Source organism: Vibrio sp. Isolate23 (assembly GCF_022398095.1).
Taxonomy (GTDB): Bacteria; Pseudomonadota; Gammaproteobacteria; order Enterobacterales; family Vibrionaceae; genus Vibrio; species Vibrio coralliilyticus_A.
Window position 1 is genome coordinate 19,748 of record NZ_JAKEUV010000003.1, and the last position, 15,569, is coordinate 35,316.

A 15,569-nucleotide genomic window follows, 5' to 3' on the forward strand; every position below is an offset into this window, starting at 1 on the left:
TCGTGTTGGAAGTAAAGTGTAGTTAATTAGAAATTGGAAGCATGCAAATGAGCCAAGAAAAGCAGCTTGAACAAAACTACAACTATACGGTCGTCCGTCAATTCACCTTAGTAACTATTCTATGGGGTATTGTCGGTATGGGCGTTGGTGTTTTGATTGCCGCTCAATTAGTTTGGCCACAGCTAAACTTTGATACGCCGTGGTTGACGTACAGTCGTTTACGTCCTCTGCATACTAATGCGGTTATTTTTGCGTTTGGTACAAGTGCTCTGTTCGCAACGTCTTACTACGTTGTACAGCGTACCTGTCAAACTCGTTTATTTGGTGGCCCTCTTGTTGCCTTCACCTTCTGGGGATGGCAAGCAATCATTTTAGCCGCAGCAATTACTCTGCCGTTAGGTATGACATCCGGTAAAGAGTATGCGGAACTGGAATGGCCGATCGACATCGCTATCGCAGTGGTTTGGGTATCTTATGCTATCGTGTTCTTCGGGACATTGATCAAGCGTAATACGTCTCACATCTACGTAGCGAACTGGTTCTTCGGAGCCTTCATCATTACAGTAGCGGTTCTTCATATCGTTAACAGCATGGCGATCCCTGTCTCTATGGGTAAATCGTACTCGATTTACTCTGGTGCGGTGGATGCAATGGTTCAATGGTGGTACGGACACAACGCAGTAGGCTTCCTACTCACTGCGGGTTTCCTAGGTATGATGTACTACTTTGTTCCTAAGCAAGCTGAACGCCCTGTTTATTCTTACCGTCTGTCTATTGTTCACTTCTGGGCGCTGATCTCACTATACATTTGGGCAGGCCCTCACCACCTCCACTATACTGCGCTTCCTGATTGGACACAGTCTGTCGGTATGGTGATGTCTTTGGTTCTGTTTGCACCTTCTTGGGGGGGTATGATTAACGGTATCATGACGCTATCCGGTGCTTGGCATAAGCTTCGTTATGACCCTATTCTACGCTTCCTAATCGTATCTCTATCTTTCTATGGTATGTCTACGTTTGAAGGTCCAATGATGTCGATTAAGACAGTAAATGCACTGTCTCATTACACTGACTGGACTATCGGCCACGTACACTCTGGTGCACTTGGTTGGGTTGCGATGGTTTCTATCGGTTCTGTCTACCACCTAGTACCTCGTCTGTTTGGTCAAGAGCGTATGTACTCTGTGAGCATGATCAACGCGCACTTCTGGTTGGCAACTATCGGTACAGTTCTCTACATCGTTGCAATGTGGATCTCTGGTGTAATGCAAGGTCTGATGTGGCGCGCAGTTAACTCTGACGGTACGTTAACTTACAGCTTCGTTGAATCGGTACAGGCTTCTTACCCATTCTACTTCGTGCGTTTCCTAGGCGGGTTAATCTTCCTAACAGGTATGTTCTTAATGGCATACAACACGTACAAGACTGTAACAGCGCCTAAAGATAGCCTCAAAGCTATCCCGCAGCCAGCATAAGGAGATTTAAAGAATGAGTTCTAATTCTAACAATCGCCACGAAATTGTTGAGCGCAATGTCGGTTTGCTAGCGATTCTTATTGTTTTTGCAATTAGCTTGGGGGCTCTTGTAGAGATCACCCCGCTTATTTTCCAAAAACAAACCACCGAGCCTGTTGACAATCTGCGTCCATATACAGCTCTAGAGCTTGAAGGTCGTGATATCTACACCCGTGAAGGTTGTAACGTTTGTCATAGTCAGATGGTTCGCCCTTTCCGTTCTGAAACTGAGCGTTACGGTCACTACTCTGTCGCTGGTGAAAGTGTTTGGGAGCACCCATTCCTATGGGGTTCTAAGCGTACAGGTCCTGACCTAGCACGCGTTGGTGGCCGTTACTCTGACGAGTGGCATCGAGTTCACCTACTTGATCCACGTGAGCTTGTTCCTGAGTCAAACATGCCTGGGTTCCCATGGCTGGCTGACAACGTTCTTGATGGCAAGAACACAGAGAAAAAGCTAACCGTCTTCCGCGATCAGTTTGGTGTTCCATACACGGATGAACAAATCGCAAACGCGTCTAAAGATGTAGAAGGTAAAACAGAGATGGATGCCATCATTGCTTACCTTCAGTCTCTTGGTCACGCAATGAAGTAATAAAGGGGTGAAATTATGGATATCGGTACTATTCATGGTATTTGGACCATAGTGCTTTTCGTGTGCTTTATAGGTGTAGTTTGGTGGGCATATGGCAAGAGTCGTCAAGCCCGCTTCGATGAAGCTGCGAACCTTGTTTTTGCCGATGAAGAGCAAGCACCCTCAAAAGAACAAGGAGTGACTAAGCAATGACTACATTTTGGAGTCTTTGGATCATCATCATCACAGTCGGTACACTGGTCGGCTGTGCTGCACTACTGTTTTGGTGCCTTAAAGATAAAATGGGCGTTGAAGAAGGTGCAGATATGGGTCACGAATACGATGGTATTCGTGAGCTAAACAACCCACTGCCAAAGTGGTGGACGTATCTGTTTATAAGTACTTTCGTATTTGCAGCAGTTTACTTCACACTTTATCCAGGTATGGGTAGTTTCAAAGGTGTACTTGGCTGGCAGAGTTCTGACCAGTTGGTAACAACCGTGGAAGAATCAAAAGCGTCTATCGCTAGAGCTCAAGAAAACAAACAGCTTGTGCAATACGCGAAAGAGCTAGACGATGCTGAAACTTACTTCGGTGAAGCGTTCAAGCGTCTGGCGTACGTTGATGGTTCTTCTGAACTACGCCCTATTCCAGAAATTGCCGCTGATGAAGAAGCAGTAAAAGTAGGTCAACGTTTGTTCCTACAGAACTGTTCTCAGTGTCACGGCTCTGATGCTCGTGGTCAGAGAGGTTTCCCTAACCTAACTGATGACGCGTGGCTATACGGCGGTGAGCCTGAAGCAATCGTAACGACTGTAATGCAAGGTCGTATCGGTCAGATGCCAGCATGGAAAGACGCGCTAGGCGAACAAGGTGTTAAAGAAGTGGTTAGCTACACGCTAAGCCTTTCTGGACGCTCTGTTAACGCACGTGAAGCAGAAGCGGGTAAAGCGCGCTTTGTTGTGTGTGCGGCGTGTCATGGCACTGATGGCAAGGGTAATCCTGCTGTTGGTGCTCCTGACTTGACAGATCAGGACTGGTTGTTCGGTGGCTCTCGCGCCGATGTGACTGAAACAGTAATGAATGGACGCTCTGGTGTGATGCCAGCGTGGAAAGACATTTTGGGCGAAGATAAAGTCCAGCTCGTTTCAGCTTACGTCTGGAGCTTAAGCAACTCGGAACAATAAGTTACATTTCAACAACAGCCCCTTACTTTCTATAGATGGTAATGGGGCTGTCTTTCTTTTAGAGTTAACTCCCTGATTCTATTTTATTAATCGAGAACTTTTTTATGGTAAAGCCTTGGTATAAGCAGTTTTGGCCGTGGTTCCTAATCATCCTGCCGTTAACCGTCGTTGTCTGGACAATCATCACTGTCATCGTATTTTCTAATAATTCGGTGTCTCTGGTGACTGAGGATTACTATAAAAAAGGAAAAGGAATCAACATCGATATTTCGAAGATCAATGTTGCAAGAGATTTAGGCTTGTCAGCAAAGGTCTTTTCCGACGGTAATGATGTCATCATTCAGTTTGACAAAGGCGAGCTAGACCATTTTCCTGCGATCACAGCAGAGTTCGCGCACCGAACTCTGCCAGATCGCGATTTCAACCAGCTACTGACATCGGATGCAAAGGGTCAATACCGTTTATCTCTAAATTCTGAGCTTCAGGGACCGTGGTTTATTGAACTCACACCACATGATAAACAGTGGTTGGTTCAAGGCCGAGTCACCTTCCCTTCAGCATCTCCTGTAGAATTATCAAACTGATCAGCTTATGTGTGAATCGTGTTATCACTGCGGTGAAGAAGTACCAGTCAACACGGACTTTAAAGTCGAAATCTTAGGAGAAATCAGGGCAATGTGCTGCCCTGGTTGTGAAACTGTCGCCCAAACGATCGTCGATAGTGGCTTAGTCTCTTACTACCAGTATCGTACTGCCCCCGCGGAAAAAGCCGATTTGGTGCCCGAACAACTTCAGGCACTGATTCATTATGACAACGAAGAAGTCCAATCTGAGTTTGTGAGAAACGCCGAAGACAAAGCCGAAGTGACCTTGTCACTAGAGGGTGTATCATGTGCCGCGTGTGCATGGTTGATAGAGAAACAAGTTTCCACTCGCACTGGCGTTCTTTCTATTCGAGTCAATACCACTACAAACCGCGCAATCCTAGCATGGGATAAAACCCAAACTAAACTCAGCGAACTGCTTTCTAGTATTCATCAGCTCGGTTACAAAGCTGCACCTTTTGAAGCAGACAAACAAGAAGCCGCCTATCATGAATCCATGAAGCAATACCTTTATCGACTGGGTATTGCTGGTTTGGCAACCATGCAAGTGATGATGCTGGCTGTCGCACTTTATTTGGAAGTATTTGGTGACTTAGAGCCTGAATTTAAAAGCTACTTTCGTTGGGTGAGTTTAATCTTCGCAACCCCAGTAATGCTCTACTCTGCCCTCCCATTCTACCTCAATGCATGGCGAAGCATTCGCAGCCGAACGCTAGGTATGGATGTCCCCGTCTCATTGGCCATGATCTTCGCTTACTTTGCCAGCTTGGTAGCAACCGTCACTGAGCAAGGTGAAGTCTTTTTTGAGTCCATCTCTATGTTTGCGTTTTTCCTACTCGTAGGTCGCTTTCTTGAGATGCGTGCTCGGCGTAAAGCGGCGGCGGCAAGTGGCAACCTTCTAAAGCTTATCCCCGCTATTGCAACAAAGCTGGATGGCGATCAGGTCCCGGTAAAAACGCTCAAACTCGGTGACCAAATTCGCGTTCTTCCGGGAGAGCACGTTCCTGCAGACGGGAGAATCATTAAAGGGCGTGTTCATATTGATGAATCCATGTTAACTGGCGAATCTGTACCAGTGGTCAAGAATATCGATGACCATGTGTATGCAGGCACCTTGAATGGTGAAGAATCTTTCGAACTTGAGGTGATGTCCACCAAAGCAGACTCAATGATTTCCAATATTGTTCGCTTACAAGATGAAGCCCAGCTATCAAAGCCTAAAATCGCGCAAATTGCAGATGTTGTAGCTCGCTACTTTGTCGCTATCATATTGGTCATTGCAGCAGGCACTTGGTTTTTCTGGCATCAAACTAAACCTGACGACGCGTTTTGGATCATGCTGTCGGTTTTAGTGGCAACTTGTCCTTGTGCACTATCTCTGGCAACACCAACCGCATTAACTTGTGCGACTTCTCGAATGGGTAACCTCGGTATATTACTTCGAAAAGGCCACGTCTTTGAGACACTCTGTAAAGTCAACCATCTTATTATCGACAAAACTGGCACGCTAACACATGGCGATATAGTGATCAGTGAAGTAAACACCTTCTCTGATACCTCAAAAGAAGAAGCCCTAGCGCTCGCGGCCTCACTGGAATCGCACGCAAATCATCCGATCGCGAGAGCTTTTAAATCATATCAAAATGTTGATATTCAAGTCACTGATGTTGAAAACATGATTGGCTCTGGCATTCAAGGTGTACATCAAGGCAAAAAAGTTAAGATTGGCAGTGCACAATTCATATTAGGCGAACAAGCTCAAGCGGAACCTAACTCCGTTTACCTAAGCCTTGATGGTCAGCACATTGCCACCTTCACATACCAAGACCCAATTCGGGCTGAGTCCAAAACATTCATCGAACGTTTCAAGCAAGCAGGCATCAAAGTCACTCTGTTAACGGGTGATTCTGAATCAAATGCAAATGTTGTCGCTAAAGAAATCGGTATCGAAACCGTTATTGCCGAAGCCAAACCTCAAGATAAACTTGAGTATCTGAAAAAAGTGGATGGAACGGATGTGACAATGATGATTGGCGATGGCATTAATGATGCCCCTACTCTTGCAGGAGCACACCTTTCAATTGCTATGGGGGGCGGTGCTGATGTAGCAAAGGCCTCTGCAGATATGGTCCTTCTGGGTGACCAACTTGACCGGATTCTTGAAGCTCGAACACTGGCTTTGCAAACACGTAAAATCATCCGTGAAAACCTAATATGGTCTCTTGGCTATAACGTGTTGATTCTGCCATTAGCAGTCGCTGGGTTTGTTGCACCATATTTTGCAGTTGTTGGTATGTCTGCAAGCTCAATTATTGTAGTATCTAACTCTCTACGCTTGCTCAAAGAGAAAGGTAAATAAGATGGAAAGCCTTTATATTCTGATCCCAATTGCTATCGTATTAGTGTGTGTCGCTATTGCAATCTTCCTATGGGCAGTTAAAAGCGATCAATTTGAGGATCTAGAGCGACAAGGTCATAACATCCTGTTTGATGAAGACGAGAAGAACAAGAGTCCCCACAAATGACACCCGATTGGCTGGGCGCTCTACTGATAGGGATCATCGGTGCAGGCCACTGTATGGGAATGTGTGGAGGCATTGCTTCAGTGCTTACCATGGGGCAAACCCACAGCTCTAAATGGGTTCCTGTCTTTTATAATCTAGGCAGACTGTTGAGTTATGCCAGTATCGGTGCCATCGTTGGTGGCGCTATCTCTTCTATTGCCGAAATCAGTTCATTGAACAACGCGTTGACTTGGTTGAGGCTGGGAGCTGCAGTATTCATGATGATACTAGCCTTCTACATTGGTCGTTGGTGGCAGGGCTTACTATACGTCGAGAAGATAGGCCAGAAACTGTGGAAATTCATTTCCCCAGCAGGGAAATCACTATTGCCGTTGAAATCCCCTGCTCATGCGCTTCCATTTGGCTTTATCTGGGGGTGGTTACCATGTGGGTTAGTGTATTCAACATTAACTTGGTCTGCCGTGTCAGGTAATGCTGTTAACGGGGCGTTAATCATGCTCGCATTTGGGGTAGGAACTTTACCTGCTATGCTGCTTATGGGCTTTGGTGCCACCTATTTGCACAAACTGCAACAGTCGACGATTTTTCGCAACTTTGGGGCGTTATTGATCTTATCTTACGGGATCTACACAGCTTACGGAGCAATAACTATATTATCATTAACTTGATATACTCCTGTTTTTCTGCGGCTTTTTTAACTACCCTTTAGGATTAATGAATGCTAAAATATTGATGTATATCAAATCTTGAAGGTTGTTATGATTTCTGAAAAGCCTGCAACAAAACGCGTCCAATCCGGTGGATGTGCTATTCACTGTCAAGACTGCAGTATCAGCCAACTGTGTATCCCATTTACACTGAATGAGTCCGAGCTGGACCAACTAGATCAAATCATCGAGCGAAAAAAGCCAATCCAGAAAGGACAAGAGCTTTTTAAAGCGGGTGACGAGCTAAAGTCTCTGTACGCTATTCGTTCAGGCACAATCAAAAGCTATACCATCACAGAGCAAGGTGACGAGCAAATTACCGCTTTCCATCTCGCAGGTGACTTAGTGGGCTTTGATGCTATCACCGGTGATCTACACCCAAGTTTTGCACAAGCACTGGAAACATCTATGGTGTGTGAAATTCCATACGAAACCTTAGACGACCTTTCAGGAAAAATGCCTAAACTTCGTCAGCAAATCATGCGCTTGATGAGTAACGAAATCAAAGGCGATCAAGAGATGATCTTGTTACTGTCTAAGAAAAATGCAGAAGAGCGTTTAGCCGCATTCCTTTATAATTTATCGACTCGCTTCTCTCAGCGTGGATTCAGCCCTCGCGAATTCCGTTTGACTATGACACGTGGTGACATCGGTAATTACCTAGGCTTAACTGTAGAAACCATCTCCCGCCTATTGGGTCGTTTCCAAAAATCAGAAATTCTCAGTGTCAAAGGTAAGTACATCACAATTCTTGACCATGACACGCTAATGGAGTTAGCCGGAGTTTCAACAGAATCTTAATAACTTCAATGACGTAGCTCAAAACAGAGCTGCGTCATATTTTTTCCACCTTCCCAGCTTTTTTTCTAAAAATCTTCTCCCAGCTAGGCTACATTAGTCATATAACTCTCCCACTCCTAAGGAGTTACTATGAGTATCTATAACAAAATACTAGTGGTTGCAGACATCAATAAAGATGAACAACCTGCCCTAGCTCGTGCTATGCAGCTCGCTGCTAAAAGTCGCTCTCGCAGTCAGGTGACTTTCTTCTTGTCTATCTACGATTTTTCTTATGACATGACTTCAATGTTGTCCGTTGACGAACGAGACGCTATGCGCCGTGGTGTTATTGGCCAACGCGAGCAATGGATGCAAAATGTTGCGAAACCTTATTTGAATGACAATATTGATTTTGAAGTGAAAGTGGTATGGCACAATCGCCCTTATGAAGCGATCATCGCTGAAACTTTTGCGGGAAGCCACGACATTGTCATCAAAGGCACACGTAAGCATGACGTCCTTGAGTCAGTAATTTTCACCCCAACAGACTGGCACCTGCTTCGTAAATGCCCTTGCCCTGTATTACTGGTGAAAAATGCGGATTGGCCGGAAGATGCAAGCATTCTCGCCTCTGTTCATGTAGGCTCTGAAAATGATACTCATCTCGGACTCAATGATAGTATGGTTGAGCAGATGAAAAGCTTAACAGAGCGCCTTGGTGCTAAGCCCTATCTAGTGAACGCTTACCCTATCACTCCGGCTAATATCACGATCGAACTACCCGAATTTGACCCTACTACTTATAGTGATGCGGTTCGTGGTCATCACCTCACAGCGATGAAAGCATTACGCCAGAAGCATGGTTATGATGAACAACAAACAATCGTGGAACAAGGGTTGCCTGAAGATGTCATTCCAGAAGCAGCCGAAAAACTAAATGCTGCTATGGTGATCATTGGAACCACTGGCCGCACTGGTTTATCTGCTGTTTTCATCGGCAATACCGCAGAACATGTTATTGATAAAATAAACTGTGATGTATTAGCCCTCAAGCCACAAGGTTATATAAGCCCTCTGGACCCAAAAACCGCCGTGTAATTCAGCCGATTCTCATCCCCTTAAGGTAACTTAAGGGGATTTTTTATTGCCTTCTATTTATTAGAACTGGCATCTAATTCATTTATCCGTATCATACCCACTTCATTTTGGTTTCATGATTGATTAAGACTGCAAGCGAATGACTGAGCAAACTCAAGAGCTAACAAAAGCTCAACAATACAACTTCAACAAGTTACAAAAGCGTATTCGTCGTAATACAGGCCAAGCGATTCAAGACTTCAACATGATTGAAGAAGGCGATCGCATTATGGTTTGTCTGTCAGGCGGTAAAGACAGCTTTACTATGCTTGATATTCTGATGAGTTTGCAAAAAAGTGCGCCGATTAACTTCTCGCTAATTGCAGTGAATCTAGACCAAAAACAGCCAGGCTTCCCAGGCCATATTCTTCCTGAATACTTAGAGTCTTTGGGTGTTGAGTACAAAATTGTAGAAGAAGATACTTACTCGATTGTTCAGGACAAGATCCCTGAAGGTAAGACAACTTGTTCTCTATGTTCTCGCCTACGTCGTGGCATTCTATACCGTACCGCGAACGAGCTAGGTGCGACTAAGATTGCTCTAGGCCACCACCGTGACGATATTTTAGAAACACTGTTCCTAAACATGTTCCACGGCGGAAAGATGAAAGGCATGCCGCCTAAGCTGGTATCAGATAACGGTGAACATGTGGTAATTCGTCCGCTGGCTTATTGTCGTGAGAAAGATATTATCAAATTCTCAGATATGCGTGGTTATCCTATCATCCCATGTAATCTGTGTGGTTCTCAGCCAAATCTACAACGTCAAAATATTAAGCAGATGCTGAACGATTGGGATAAGCGTTTTCCTGGTCGAATTGAAACCATGTTCCGTGCAATGCAAAATGTAGTCCCGAGTCACTTAGCTGATCATGAATTATTCGATTTTAAGTCTATCGATAAAGACTCTGGTGTTATTAATGGCGGGGATATCGGTTTTGATAAAGAAGAGATGCCAACACAAGAGATCGTTGACGAAGATAGAGTTCAAGAGTTTGATCCGAATTTACAACTTGACGTCACTAACATCTAAACGCATTGAGTATTAAAAAGGGTCGTATTTACGGCCCTTTTGTATATTCGAGTATTACTTTGCTTTTGGTAAATACGGTAATACTCTTGCTGTTTCCTGTGGCAGCATCATAAAGCCCCCCTTACCAATATCCGATAAAGCAACCTGAACTTTACCTTCCATGATAGGCTTGCTAGAACCATCAGAGAATTCAACTTTAGAGTTCAGTTTGTCAGCGAATTCAAGTGTCACGCCTTCAACGTCGGGCGTAAACCAACTCGCAAACATTCCCCCCAGATCCTCGAGCATCGTCTGCATTTGTGGCATTAATTTCTCAACGTCTTCATAAGTAACTTTGCCTGTAAGCGGCTCTTTAGTCATTACAACCATTGAGAAATCACAGCGTTGTTCTCTTGGAGTTTGAACAAAAACCAGAGGGTTAGCTGATTTAAGATTGTTATCCAATGGAACGATCAGTTCGTGGTAAGGAGAAGACTTTAACTCTTCATAGTGTTCTTCTTTTTCCATCCAGGCTTTCTCGATAATGCAGTTTTGTTTTGTATCCGCATTGAGGAAAAAGAACCCGACTTTGACGTCTTCATGCCCTTCTTTCACATTTTGCTTCATGTGAGTAAAGAGCTTCGAGTAGGTAAACATGTATTCTTGAGCAGAGACAGGCAGTGCCACAACAGTTGATAGGGTGGCTGCTAAAAAGGCTAACGGTAGTTTTTTCATTGATTATGCGGTACTTATTCTTTAGTTAGGGGCGCTTCCCAGAACGCCTGATTGTGCCTGATCATCGCTTGTAAATCCTTGACGTAGGCCTCACCCCGCTCAGAGTATTTCAACAGGCCATTGGTCAGAGCAATCGCTGCATCAGTATCTGTGAGGCTTTCGCCACTAAGATGGCGTTGATAACGAATTTCTCGCAGATCTTCATAAGCAAGATTACGGTTCACATTCATAAAGTAACCTTGAATCGACTGCTGTACTGAACTGAACTTAGCGACTTCATGAGTCATCCCCTCACCTCTCGCCATAGGAACCAGTCCACAGCCTGTGCTGTAACACCACTGACCGAAGTAATTGTTTGCCTGAATCGCAAAGCGTGAGGTCCCCCAAGCAGATTCATTGGCCCCTTGAACCAAAACCAAGGCTTCCGGTATCACATCAACGCGATGAAACATTTGATCCAGCCATTGCTGGTTTATACCAGAAGGTTCAAGTTCAACGTTATAAAGCTCGCCTAATCGTTTTGCATGATTCGTATCATTACTCGAAAGCTGCCCAGCTTGTAAGCGGGCTTGTATCTTATTTAGGCGCTTTCGTTCATCGAGAATACGTTGGTTCTCAAAAGCGATACCTGGGCGTAAATAATCGAAAAATGCTTTTTTCTTTACCTTCACATCCGTGATAGCTGAAAATTCTGGCGCTTGACCCACAGAGTGACCGTCAAATGAAATCGAATACTCTGGCATTTGGTCCTGCTTCCTGCGCTCACGTTCCTGTGCTTCATTTTTCTCGTAGCTATAAAAACTACAGCTGGCGATTAAGCCAGCTGTAGCGATAGCAATGAATTCACTTTTACGCATTGAACACTTGTGAATCGTCGTCATTGTCATCCTCATCTTTCGGTCTGTCCGTTGTGACAATCTTGAGTTTGATACCAAACATATTGCGATAGATTATGCCCTTCACATGAAAGAAGAACGGTAAAACAAGAATCAAACCAAGACCATAGAACATGGCTGCAGCAACGAACATTAGCATAACCAACGAGTAGATCCCTGCCAAAACAAAAATCTTTTTATTCACCGCACGTAATGACAGCAGTAAAGATTGCATCGGTGGGATCTGCTTCTCACAAATGAGAAGGATAGAGTTACTGAACGCAAGGGACAGATACATAGAAAGGAATGGCAGAATCATGCCAGCAACACCTTGAAGCAATAAGCTAAACAGAGTCGCCAGAATCACAGGCATGGTATGCTGAAGCCCCTTCAAGATATGGCGAGGCTTCGTAGATAGGCCTGCTGCGTGGCTCATCGCCATTAAGCTAACGCCAGCATAAATAGGAGCACTCACCACTTCATAACTGAAATTAGCAATAAAGATGGCTTGGATCATACGAGGCTCAAACGCCTCTGGGTTTGTGAACGCATCAAAGATAATAGATGGTTCACCTAACTGCAGTTTAAGCGCGATATAGAAAATCGCTAACTGAACGACGAGTAAGACAACAATAGCGGGAGAAAACGACAAAAAGTTTTTGATTGTATGGCTCCACGCTTCTCTGAGCACTTCGCCTACCTTAAGTTCGTAGTCACCAGAAAGAGCACGCTCAACACTTCCACCTAAATTGAAATCTTTTTCAATATCATTATTCATTATTGAACCCAGCGCTTAATACATCATGCACTAAGCTAACTTGTTGATTAAGAGTTATGTTACGACATCCAGACATTATACTGAAACCTTACCAAGTCCAAAATCGATTCGTACTCATCTTCTTGCTTTATTACCCATATGATTGATAATTGACCATTAACTGCGCAATCAAAGCCTAAATTTGCCATAAGTTTTCTATGTTTAAAGTATTAGAGTCACCTTAAAACAGTATGGTAAAAAATGTTTACCTTAACCTGCAAAATTTTTTGTGTTTCAAGGTAAGAAAATACTTTGATTTCACACTTTTGGTGATTATGATGCGCGCCTCTAATTTGTGTAACTACGGGTCATTTCTGTTGGCCGATTGGGAGAAAGACAGACGTTGAACGCTAAACAACACGCAGGACAGCCAGTTATCCGTTTAACTGGTATAAGCAAAAGCTTTGATGGCAAAGAGATTATCAGAAATCTTAACCTTGATGTGAATCATGGTGAATTTCTAACCATTTTAGGTCCGTCAGGCTGTGGTAAAACCACTGTATTAAGGATGATTGCCGGTTTTGAAGCCGCTGATAATGGTGACATCATTCTTGATAGTCAGAATGTCACTCATGTTCCTGCTGAGCAAAGACACGTCAACACTGTATTCCAAAGTTACGCCTTGTTCCCACACATGACCGTTTTTGACAACGTGGCCTTTGGCTTGCGTATGCAGAAAGTCCCCTCAACTGACATTGAACCGCGTGTCATCGAAGCATTGAAAATGGTGCGTCTTGAAAAAATGGCGCAACGTAAACCACATCAGCTTTCGGGCGGTCAGCAACAACGTATCGCGATTGCACGTGCCGTAGTCAACAAACCCAAGGTTTTGTTACTTGACGAATCTCTGTCAGCTCTCGATTACAAATTGCGTAAGCAGATGCAAATAGAGCTTAAACAGCTTCAGCGACAGCTTGGCATCACCTTTATCTTTGTCACACACGATCAGGAAGAAGCGCTTTCAATGTCAGACCGCATTATTGTGATGCGCGACGGCATCATTGAACAGGACGGCTCGCCTCGTGAGATCTACGAAGAGCCTAAGAATTTATTCGTTGCTCGCTTTATTGGTGAAATCAACGTATTTGACGCAACCATGATAGAACGTATCGATGAGAAGCGAATTCGCGCTGAAATTGAAGGTGTTGAATCGATTGTTTACTACGATAACGAAGCTCTGACAGGAGACAAACTTCAAGTCCTGCTCCGCCCGGAAGATCTCAGATTAGAAGAAATTAACGAATCCGAACAAAAAGGGATTGTTGGCCACGTAACAGAACGTACGTACAAAGGCATGACCTTAGACTCAGTGATTGAACTCGACTCAGGGACTCGCGTTATGGTGAGTGAGTTCTTCAATGAGGATGATCCTGATGTTGACCATTCATTAGGCCAGAAAGTGGCGATCACTTGGGTTGAAAGCTGGGAGGTGGTTCTTAATGATAAGCAAAAAGCTTAATCTGCAGAACGCCATCATCACATTGATTGTCGGTTGGCTAGCGCTGTTTGTGCTTGTTCCCAACCTCATGATCATTGGTACCAGTTTTCTGACCCGTGATGAAGCGAATCTGATTGAACTGACATTTACGTTCGATAACTACCTTCGTTTGATGGATCCGCTCTATGCAAAAGTGCTATGGCACTCTTTCTATATGGCGATTGTAGCAACATTACTGTGTTTGGTGATTGGTTATCCTTTTGCTTACATCATCGCAAAAATGCCAGAGAAATGGCGACCTATCATGCTGTTTTTAGTGATTGTGCCTTTTTGGACAAACTCACTGATCCGGACTTATGGCCTAAAGATTGTGCTTGGGACTCAAGGAGTATTGAATAAATCCCTAATGGCAATGGAAATCATCGAAAAACCTATTCGTCTGATGTATACCGAGACAGCGGTGATGATCGGCTTAGTCTATATCCTACTGCCATTTATGATTTTGCCACTCTATTCAGCTATCGAGAAACTTGATGATACTTACATTGAAGCGGCGAAAGATCTGGGCGCGAACAAATTTCAGACGATCACAAAAGTGATTTTGCCACTGACGATGCCAGGTATTATAGGTGGTTGCCTGCTAGTGCTTCTGCCTGCTTTAGGCATGTTCTATATTGCAGATCTACTTGGTGGGGCAAAGAACTTGCTCATTGGTAACGTGATTAAAAGTCAGGTCCTTAATGCTCGAGATTGGCCATTTGGCGCCGCGACGAGTATCGCACTGACTATTGCCATGGCGATCATGCTCTATGCCTACTACCGAGCCGGTAAGTTATTGAATAAAAAAGTGGAGCTAAACTAATGGGACGTACAGTTAGATTTAGCTTTATGGCATTGGTTTATGCATTTCTGTATTTGCCAATCATCGTGTTGATCGTCAACTCATTTAATGCCAATAAATTCGGCATGAAATGGGGAGGCTTTACCACCAAGTGGTACGAAACGTTAATTAATAATGACAGCTTAATGCAAGCGGCTTGGCACTCATTGAATATCGCGGTTTTTTCGGCGACTGCAGCAACAATGATCGGAAGTCTAACGGCCGTTGCCCTATTCCGTTATACGTTTAAAGGAAAAAGCGCAGTCAACGGCATGTTATTCGTGGTTATGATGTCACCCGATATTGTAATGGCTATCTCGTTGCTTGCGCTGTTTTTGGTTTTGGGTGCACAACTGGGCTTTTTCACCCTGTTGATTGCGCATATTACCTTCTGTTTACCTTTTGTTGTGGTTACGGTTTACAGCCGCTTAAATGGCTTTGATGTAAAAATGCTTGAGGCAGCCAAAGACCTTGGTGCTAGCGAATGGGTTATTCTCAAACAAATCATTCTGCCACTGGCGAAGCCCGCTGTGGCGGCAGGCTGGTTGCTGAGTTTTACTCTATCACTGGATGACGTCATCATTAGTTCATTTGTGACAGGACCAACTTATGAGATATTGCCACTCAAGATCTACTCAATGGTTAAAGTGGGAATCTCTCCAGAAGTGAACGCGCTTGCTACTGTCATGCTGATAGTGTCACTCATCTTAGTCGTGATTTCTCAGTTACTCGCGAGAGAAAAAGTTAAATAGATTTACACCTTATTTCATGAAACAGAATGGC

General features: G+C 44.2%; 17 protein-coding genes. 14 read left to right on the top strand and 3 right to left on the bottom strand.

What is annotated here, in order from left to right; translation table 11 throughout:
• Positions 1 to 47 precede the first annotated feature (47 nt).
• The 11 genes from ccoN to ttcA all read left to right on the top strand — a co-directional run bounded on the left by ccoN (position 48) and on the right by ttcA (position 10,062).
• Entirely contained in the window at positions 48 to 1,475 is a 1,428-nt protein-coding gene (gene ccoN / locus L1D31_RS09930) for a cytochrome-c oxidase, cbb3-type subunit I (RefSeq protein WP_239836929.1), read from the top strand.
• A gap of 13 nt (positions 1,476 to 1,488) precedes the next feature.
• Positions 1,489 to 2,109, top strand: a complete 621-nt coding sequence (gene ccoO / locus L1D31_RS09935; protein ID WP_239836930.1) for a cytochrome-c oxidase, cbb3-type subunit II — start codon at positions 1,489 to 1,491, stop codon at positions 2,107 to 2,109.
• A gap of 15 nt (positions 2,110 to 2,124) precedes the next feature.
• Positions 2,125 to 2,301 (top strand): cbb3-type cytochrome oxidase subunit 3, encoded by a 177-nt coding sequence (locus L1D31_RS09940; RefSeq protein ID WP_239836931.1) that lies wholly within the window; start codon positions 2,125 to 2,127, stop codon positions 2,299 to 2,301.
• The gene (ccoP, locus tag L1D31_RS09945; RefSeq protein ID WP_239836932.1) at positions 2,298 to 3,275 is read left to right on the top strand and encodes a cytochrome-c oxidase, cbb3-type subunit III; all 978 of its coding nucleotides are present in this window, start codon (positions 2,298 to 2,300) and stop codon (positions 3,273 to 3,275) included. The genes L1D31_RS09940 and ccoP overlap by 4 nt, the downstream gene beginning before the upstream one ends.
• 104 nt (positions 3,276 to 3,379) lie before the next feature.
• Positions 3,380 to 3,859, top strand: coding sequence for a FixH family protein (locus L1D31_RS09950; RefSeq protein ID WP_239836933.1), 480 nt, complete (start codon positions 3,380 to 3,382; stop codon positions 3,857 to 3,859).
• A gap of 7 nt (positions 3,860 to 3,866) precedes the next feature.
• Positions 3,867 to 6,239: a heavy metal translocating P-type ATPase gene (locus L1D31_RS09955; RefSeq protein ID WP_239836934.1), complete on the top strand. Its 2,373-nt coding sequence runs from the start codon at positions 3,867 to 3,869 to the stop codon at positions 6,237 to 6,239.
• 1 nt (position 6,240) lies between these two features.
• Entirely contained in the window at positions 6,241 to 6,405 is a 165-nt protein-coding gene (ccoS, locus tag L1D31_RS09960; protein ID WP_239836935.1) for a cbb3-type cytochrome oxidase assembly protein CcoS, read from the top strand.
• Complete coding sequence (locus tag L1D31_RS09965; protein WP_239836936.1) at positions 6,402 to 7,073, top strand: sulfite exporter TauE/SafE family protein; 672 nt, start codon at positions 6,402 to 6,404, stop codon at positions 7,071 to 7,073. The genes ccoS and L1D31_RS09965 overlap by 4 nt, the downstream gene beginning before the upstream one ends.
• Positions 7,074 to 7,163: 90 nt before the next feature.
• Complete coding sequence (locus L1D31_RS09970; RefSeq protein ID WP_239836938.1) at positions 7,164 to 7,913, top strand: FNR family transcription factor; 750 nt, start codon at positions 7,164 to 7,166, stop codon at positions 7,911 to 7,913.
• Positions 7,914 to 8,042: 129 nt separating this feature from the next.
• Positions 8,043 to 8,990, top strand: a complete 948-nt coding sequence (gene uspE / locus L1D31_RS09975; protein WP_239836940.1) for a universal stress protein UspE — start codon at positions 8,043 to 8,045, stop codon at positions 8,988 to 8,990.
• 139 nt (positions 8,991 to 9,129) lie between these two features.
• Positions 9,130 to 10,062, top strand: a complete 933-nt coding sequence (gene ttcA / locus L1D31_RS09980) for a tRNA 2-thiocytidine(32) synthetase TtcA (RefSeq protein ID WP_239836942.1) — start codon at positions 9,130 to 9,132, stop codon at positions 10,060 to 10,062.
• A 54-nt stretch (positions 10,063 to 10,116) separates the two neighbouring features.
• Here the strand turns inward: ttcA and L1D31_RS09985 are convergent, their stop codons facing one another.
• From L1D31_RS09985 to L1D31_RS09995, 3 genes are read right to left on the bottom strand one after another with little or no spacing between them, the layout of a single operon-like run.
• Complete coding sequence (locus tag L1D31_RS09985) at positions 10,117 to 10,776, bottom strand: DUF2987 domain-containing protein (RefSeq protein WP_239836944.1); 660 nt, start codon at positions 10,774 to 10,776, stop codon at positions 10,117 to 10,119.
• Between the two features lie 14 nt (positions 10,777 to 10,790).
• Positions 10,791 to 11,657, bottom strand: a complete 867-nt coding sequence (locus L1D31_RS09990; RefSeq protein ID WP_239836946.1) for a glucosaminidase domain-containing protein — start codon at positions 11,655 to 11,657, stop codon at positions 10,791 to 10,793.
• Complete coding sequence (locus L1D31_RS09995) at positions 11,626 to 12,429, bottom strand: hypothetical protein (protein WP_239836947.1); 804 nt, start codon at positions 12,427 to 12,429, stop codon at positions 11,626 to 11,628. The genes L1D31_RS09990 and L1D31_RS09995 overlap by 32 nt, the downstream gene beginning before the upstream one ends.
• 364 nt (positions 12,430 to 12,793) lie before the next feature.
• On the opposite strand from L1D31_RS09995, the gene potA reads away from it, so the two are divergent.
• From potA to potC, 3 genes are read left to right on the top strand one after another with little or no spacing between them, the layout of a single operon-like run.
• The gene (potA, locus tag L1D31_RS10000) at positions 12,794 to 13,927 is read left to right on the top strand and encodes a spermidine/putrescine ABC transporter ATP-binding protein PotA (protein WP_239836949.1); all 1,134 of its coding nucleotides are present in this window, start codon (positions 12,794 to 12,796) and stop codon (positions 13,925 to 13,927) included.
• Complete coding sequence (potB, locus tag L1D31_RS10005) at positions 13,908 to 14,768, top strand: spermidine/putrescine ABC transporter permease PotB (protein WP_239836951.1); 861 nt, start codon at positions 13,908 to 13,910, stop codon at positions 14,766 to 14,768. Before potA ends, potB begins: the two co-directional genes overlap by 20 nt.
• On the top strand, positions 14,768 to 15,538 hold the full coding sequence (gene potC, locus L1D31_RS10010) for a spermidine/putrescine ABC transporter permease PotC (protein WP_239836952.1): 771 nt from the start codon (positions 14,768 to 14,770) through the stop codon (positions 15,536 to 15,538). Before potB ends, potC begins: the two co-directional genes overlap by 1 nt.
• The last annotated feature ends 31 nt before the right edge of the window (positions 15,539 to 15,569 follow it).

What these genes read in the sequence shown, in the direction of transcription:
- L1D31_RS09955 (WP_239836934.1), top strand. Translation starts at nt 3,867, where the DNA reads ATGTGTGAATCGTGTTATCACTGCGGTGAAGAAGTACCAGTCAACACG.
- ccoP (WP_239836932.1), top strand. Translation starts at nt 2,298, where the DNA reads ATGACTACATTTTGGAGTCTTTGGATCATCATCATCACAGTCGGTACA.
- L1D31_RS09950 (WP_239836933.1), top strand. Translation starts at nt 3,380, where the DNA reads ATGGTAAAGCCTTGGTATAAGCAGTTTTGGCCGTGGTTCCTAATCATC.
- ccoS (WP_239836935.1), top strand. Translation starts at nt 6,241, where the DNA reads ATGGAAAGCCTTTATATTCTGATCCCAATTGCTATCGTATTAGTGTGT.
- L1D31_RS09965 (WP_239836936.1), top strand. Translation starts at nt 6,402, where the DNA reads ATGACACCCGATTGGCTGGGCGCTCTACTGATAGGGATCATCGGTGCA.
- L1D31_RS09990 (WP_239836946.1), bottom strand. Translation starts at nt 11,657, where the DNA reads ATGACGACGATTCACAAGTGTTCAATGCGTAAAAGTGAATTCATTGCT.
- L1D31_RS09985 (WP_239836944.1), bottom strand. Translation starts at nt 10,776, where the DNA reads ATGAAAAAACTACCGTTAGCCTTTTTAGCAGCCACCCTATCAACTGTT.
- potB (WP_239836951.1), top strand. Translation starts at nt 13,908, where the DNA reads ATGATAAGCAAAAAGCTTAATCTGCAGAACGCCATCATCACATTGATT.
- uspE (WP_239836940.1), top strand. Translation starts at nt 8,043, where the DNA reads ATGAGTATCTATAACAAAATACTAGTGGTTGCAGACATCAATAAAGAT.
- potC (WP_239836952.1), top strand. Translation starts at nt 14,768, where the DNA reads ATGGGACGTACAGTTAGATTTAGCTTTATGGCATTGGTTTATGCATTT.
- ccoN (WP_239836929.1), top strand. Translation starts at nt 48, where the DNA reads ATGAGCCAAGAAAAGCAGCTTGAACAAAACTACAACTATACGGTCGTC.
- L1D31_RS09940 (WP_239836931.1), top strand. Translation starts at nt 2,125, where the DNA reads ATGGATATCGGTACTATTCATGGTATTTGGACCATAGTGCTTTTCGTG.
- L1D31_RS09970 (WP_239836938.1), top strand. Translation starts at nt 7,164, where the DNA reads ATGATTTCTGAAAAGCCTGCAACAAAACGCGTCCAATCCGGTGGATGT.
- ccoO (WP_239836930.1), top strand. Translation starts at nt 1,489, where the DNA reads ATGAGTTCTAATTCTAACAATCGCCACGAAATTGTTGAGCGCAATGTC.
- ttcA (WP_239836942.1), top strand. Translation starts at nt 9,130, where the DNA reads ATGACTGAGCAAACTCAAGAGCTAACAAAAGCTCAACAATACAACTTC.
- L1D31_RS09995 (WP_239836947.1), bottom strand. Translation starts at nt 12,429, where the DNA reads ATGAATAATGATATTGAAAAAGATTTCAATTTAGGTGGAAGTGTTGAG.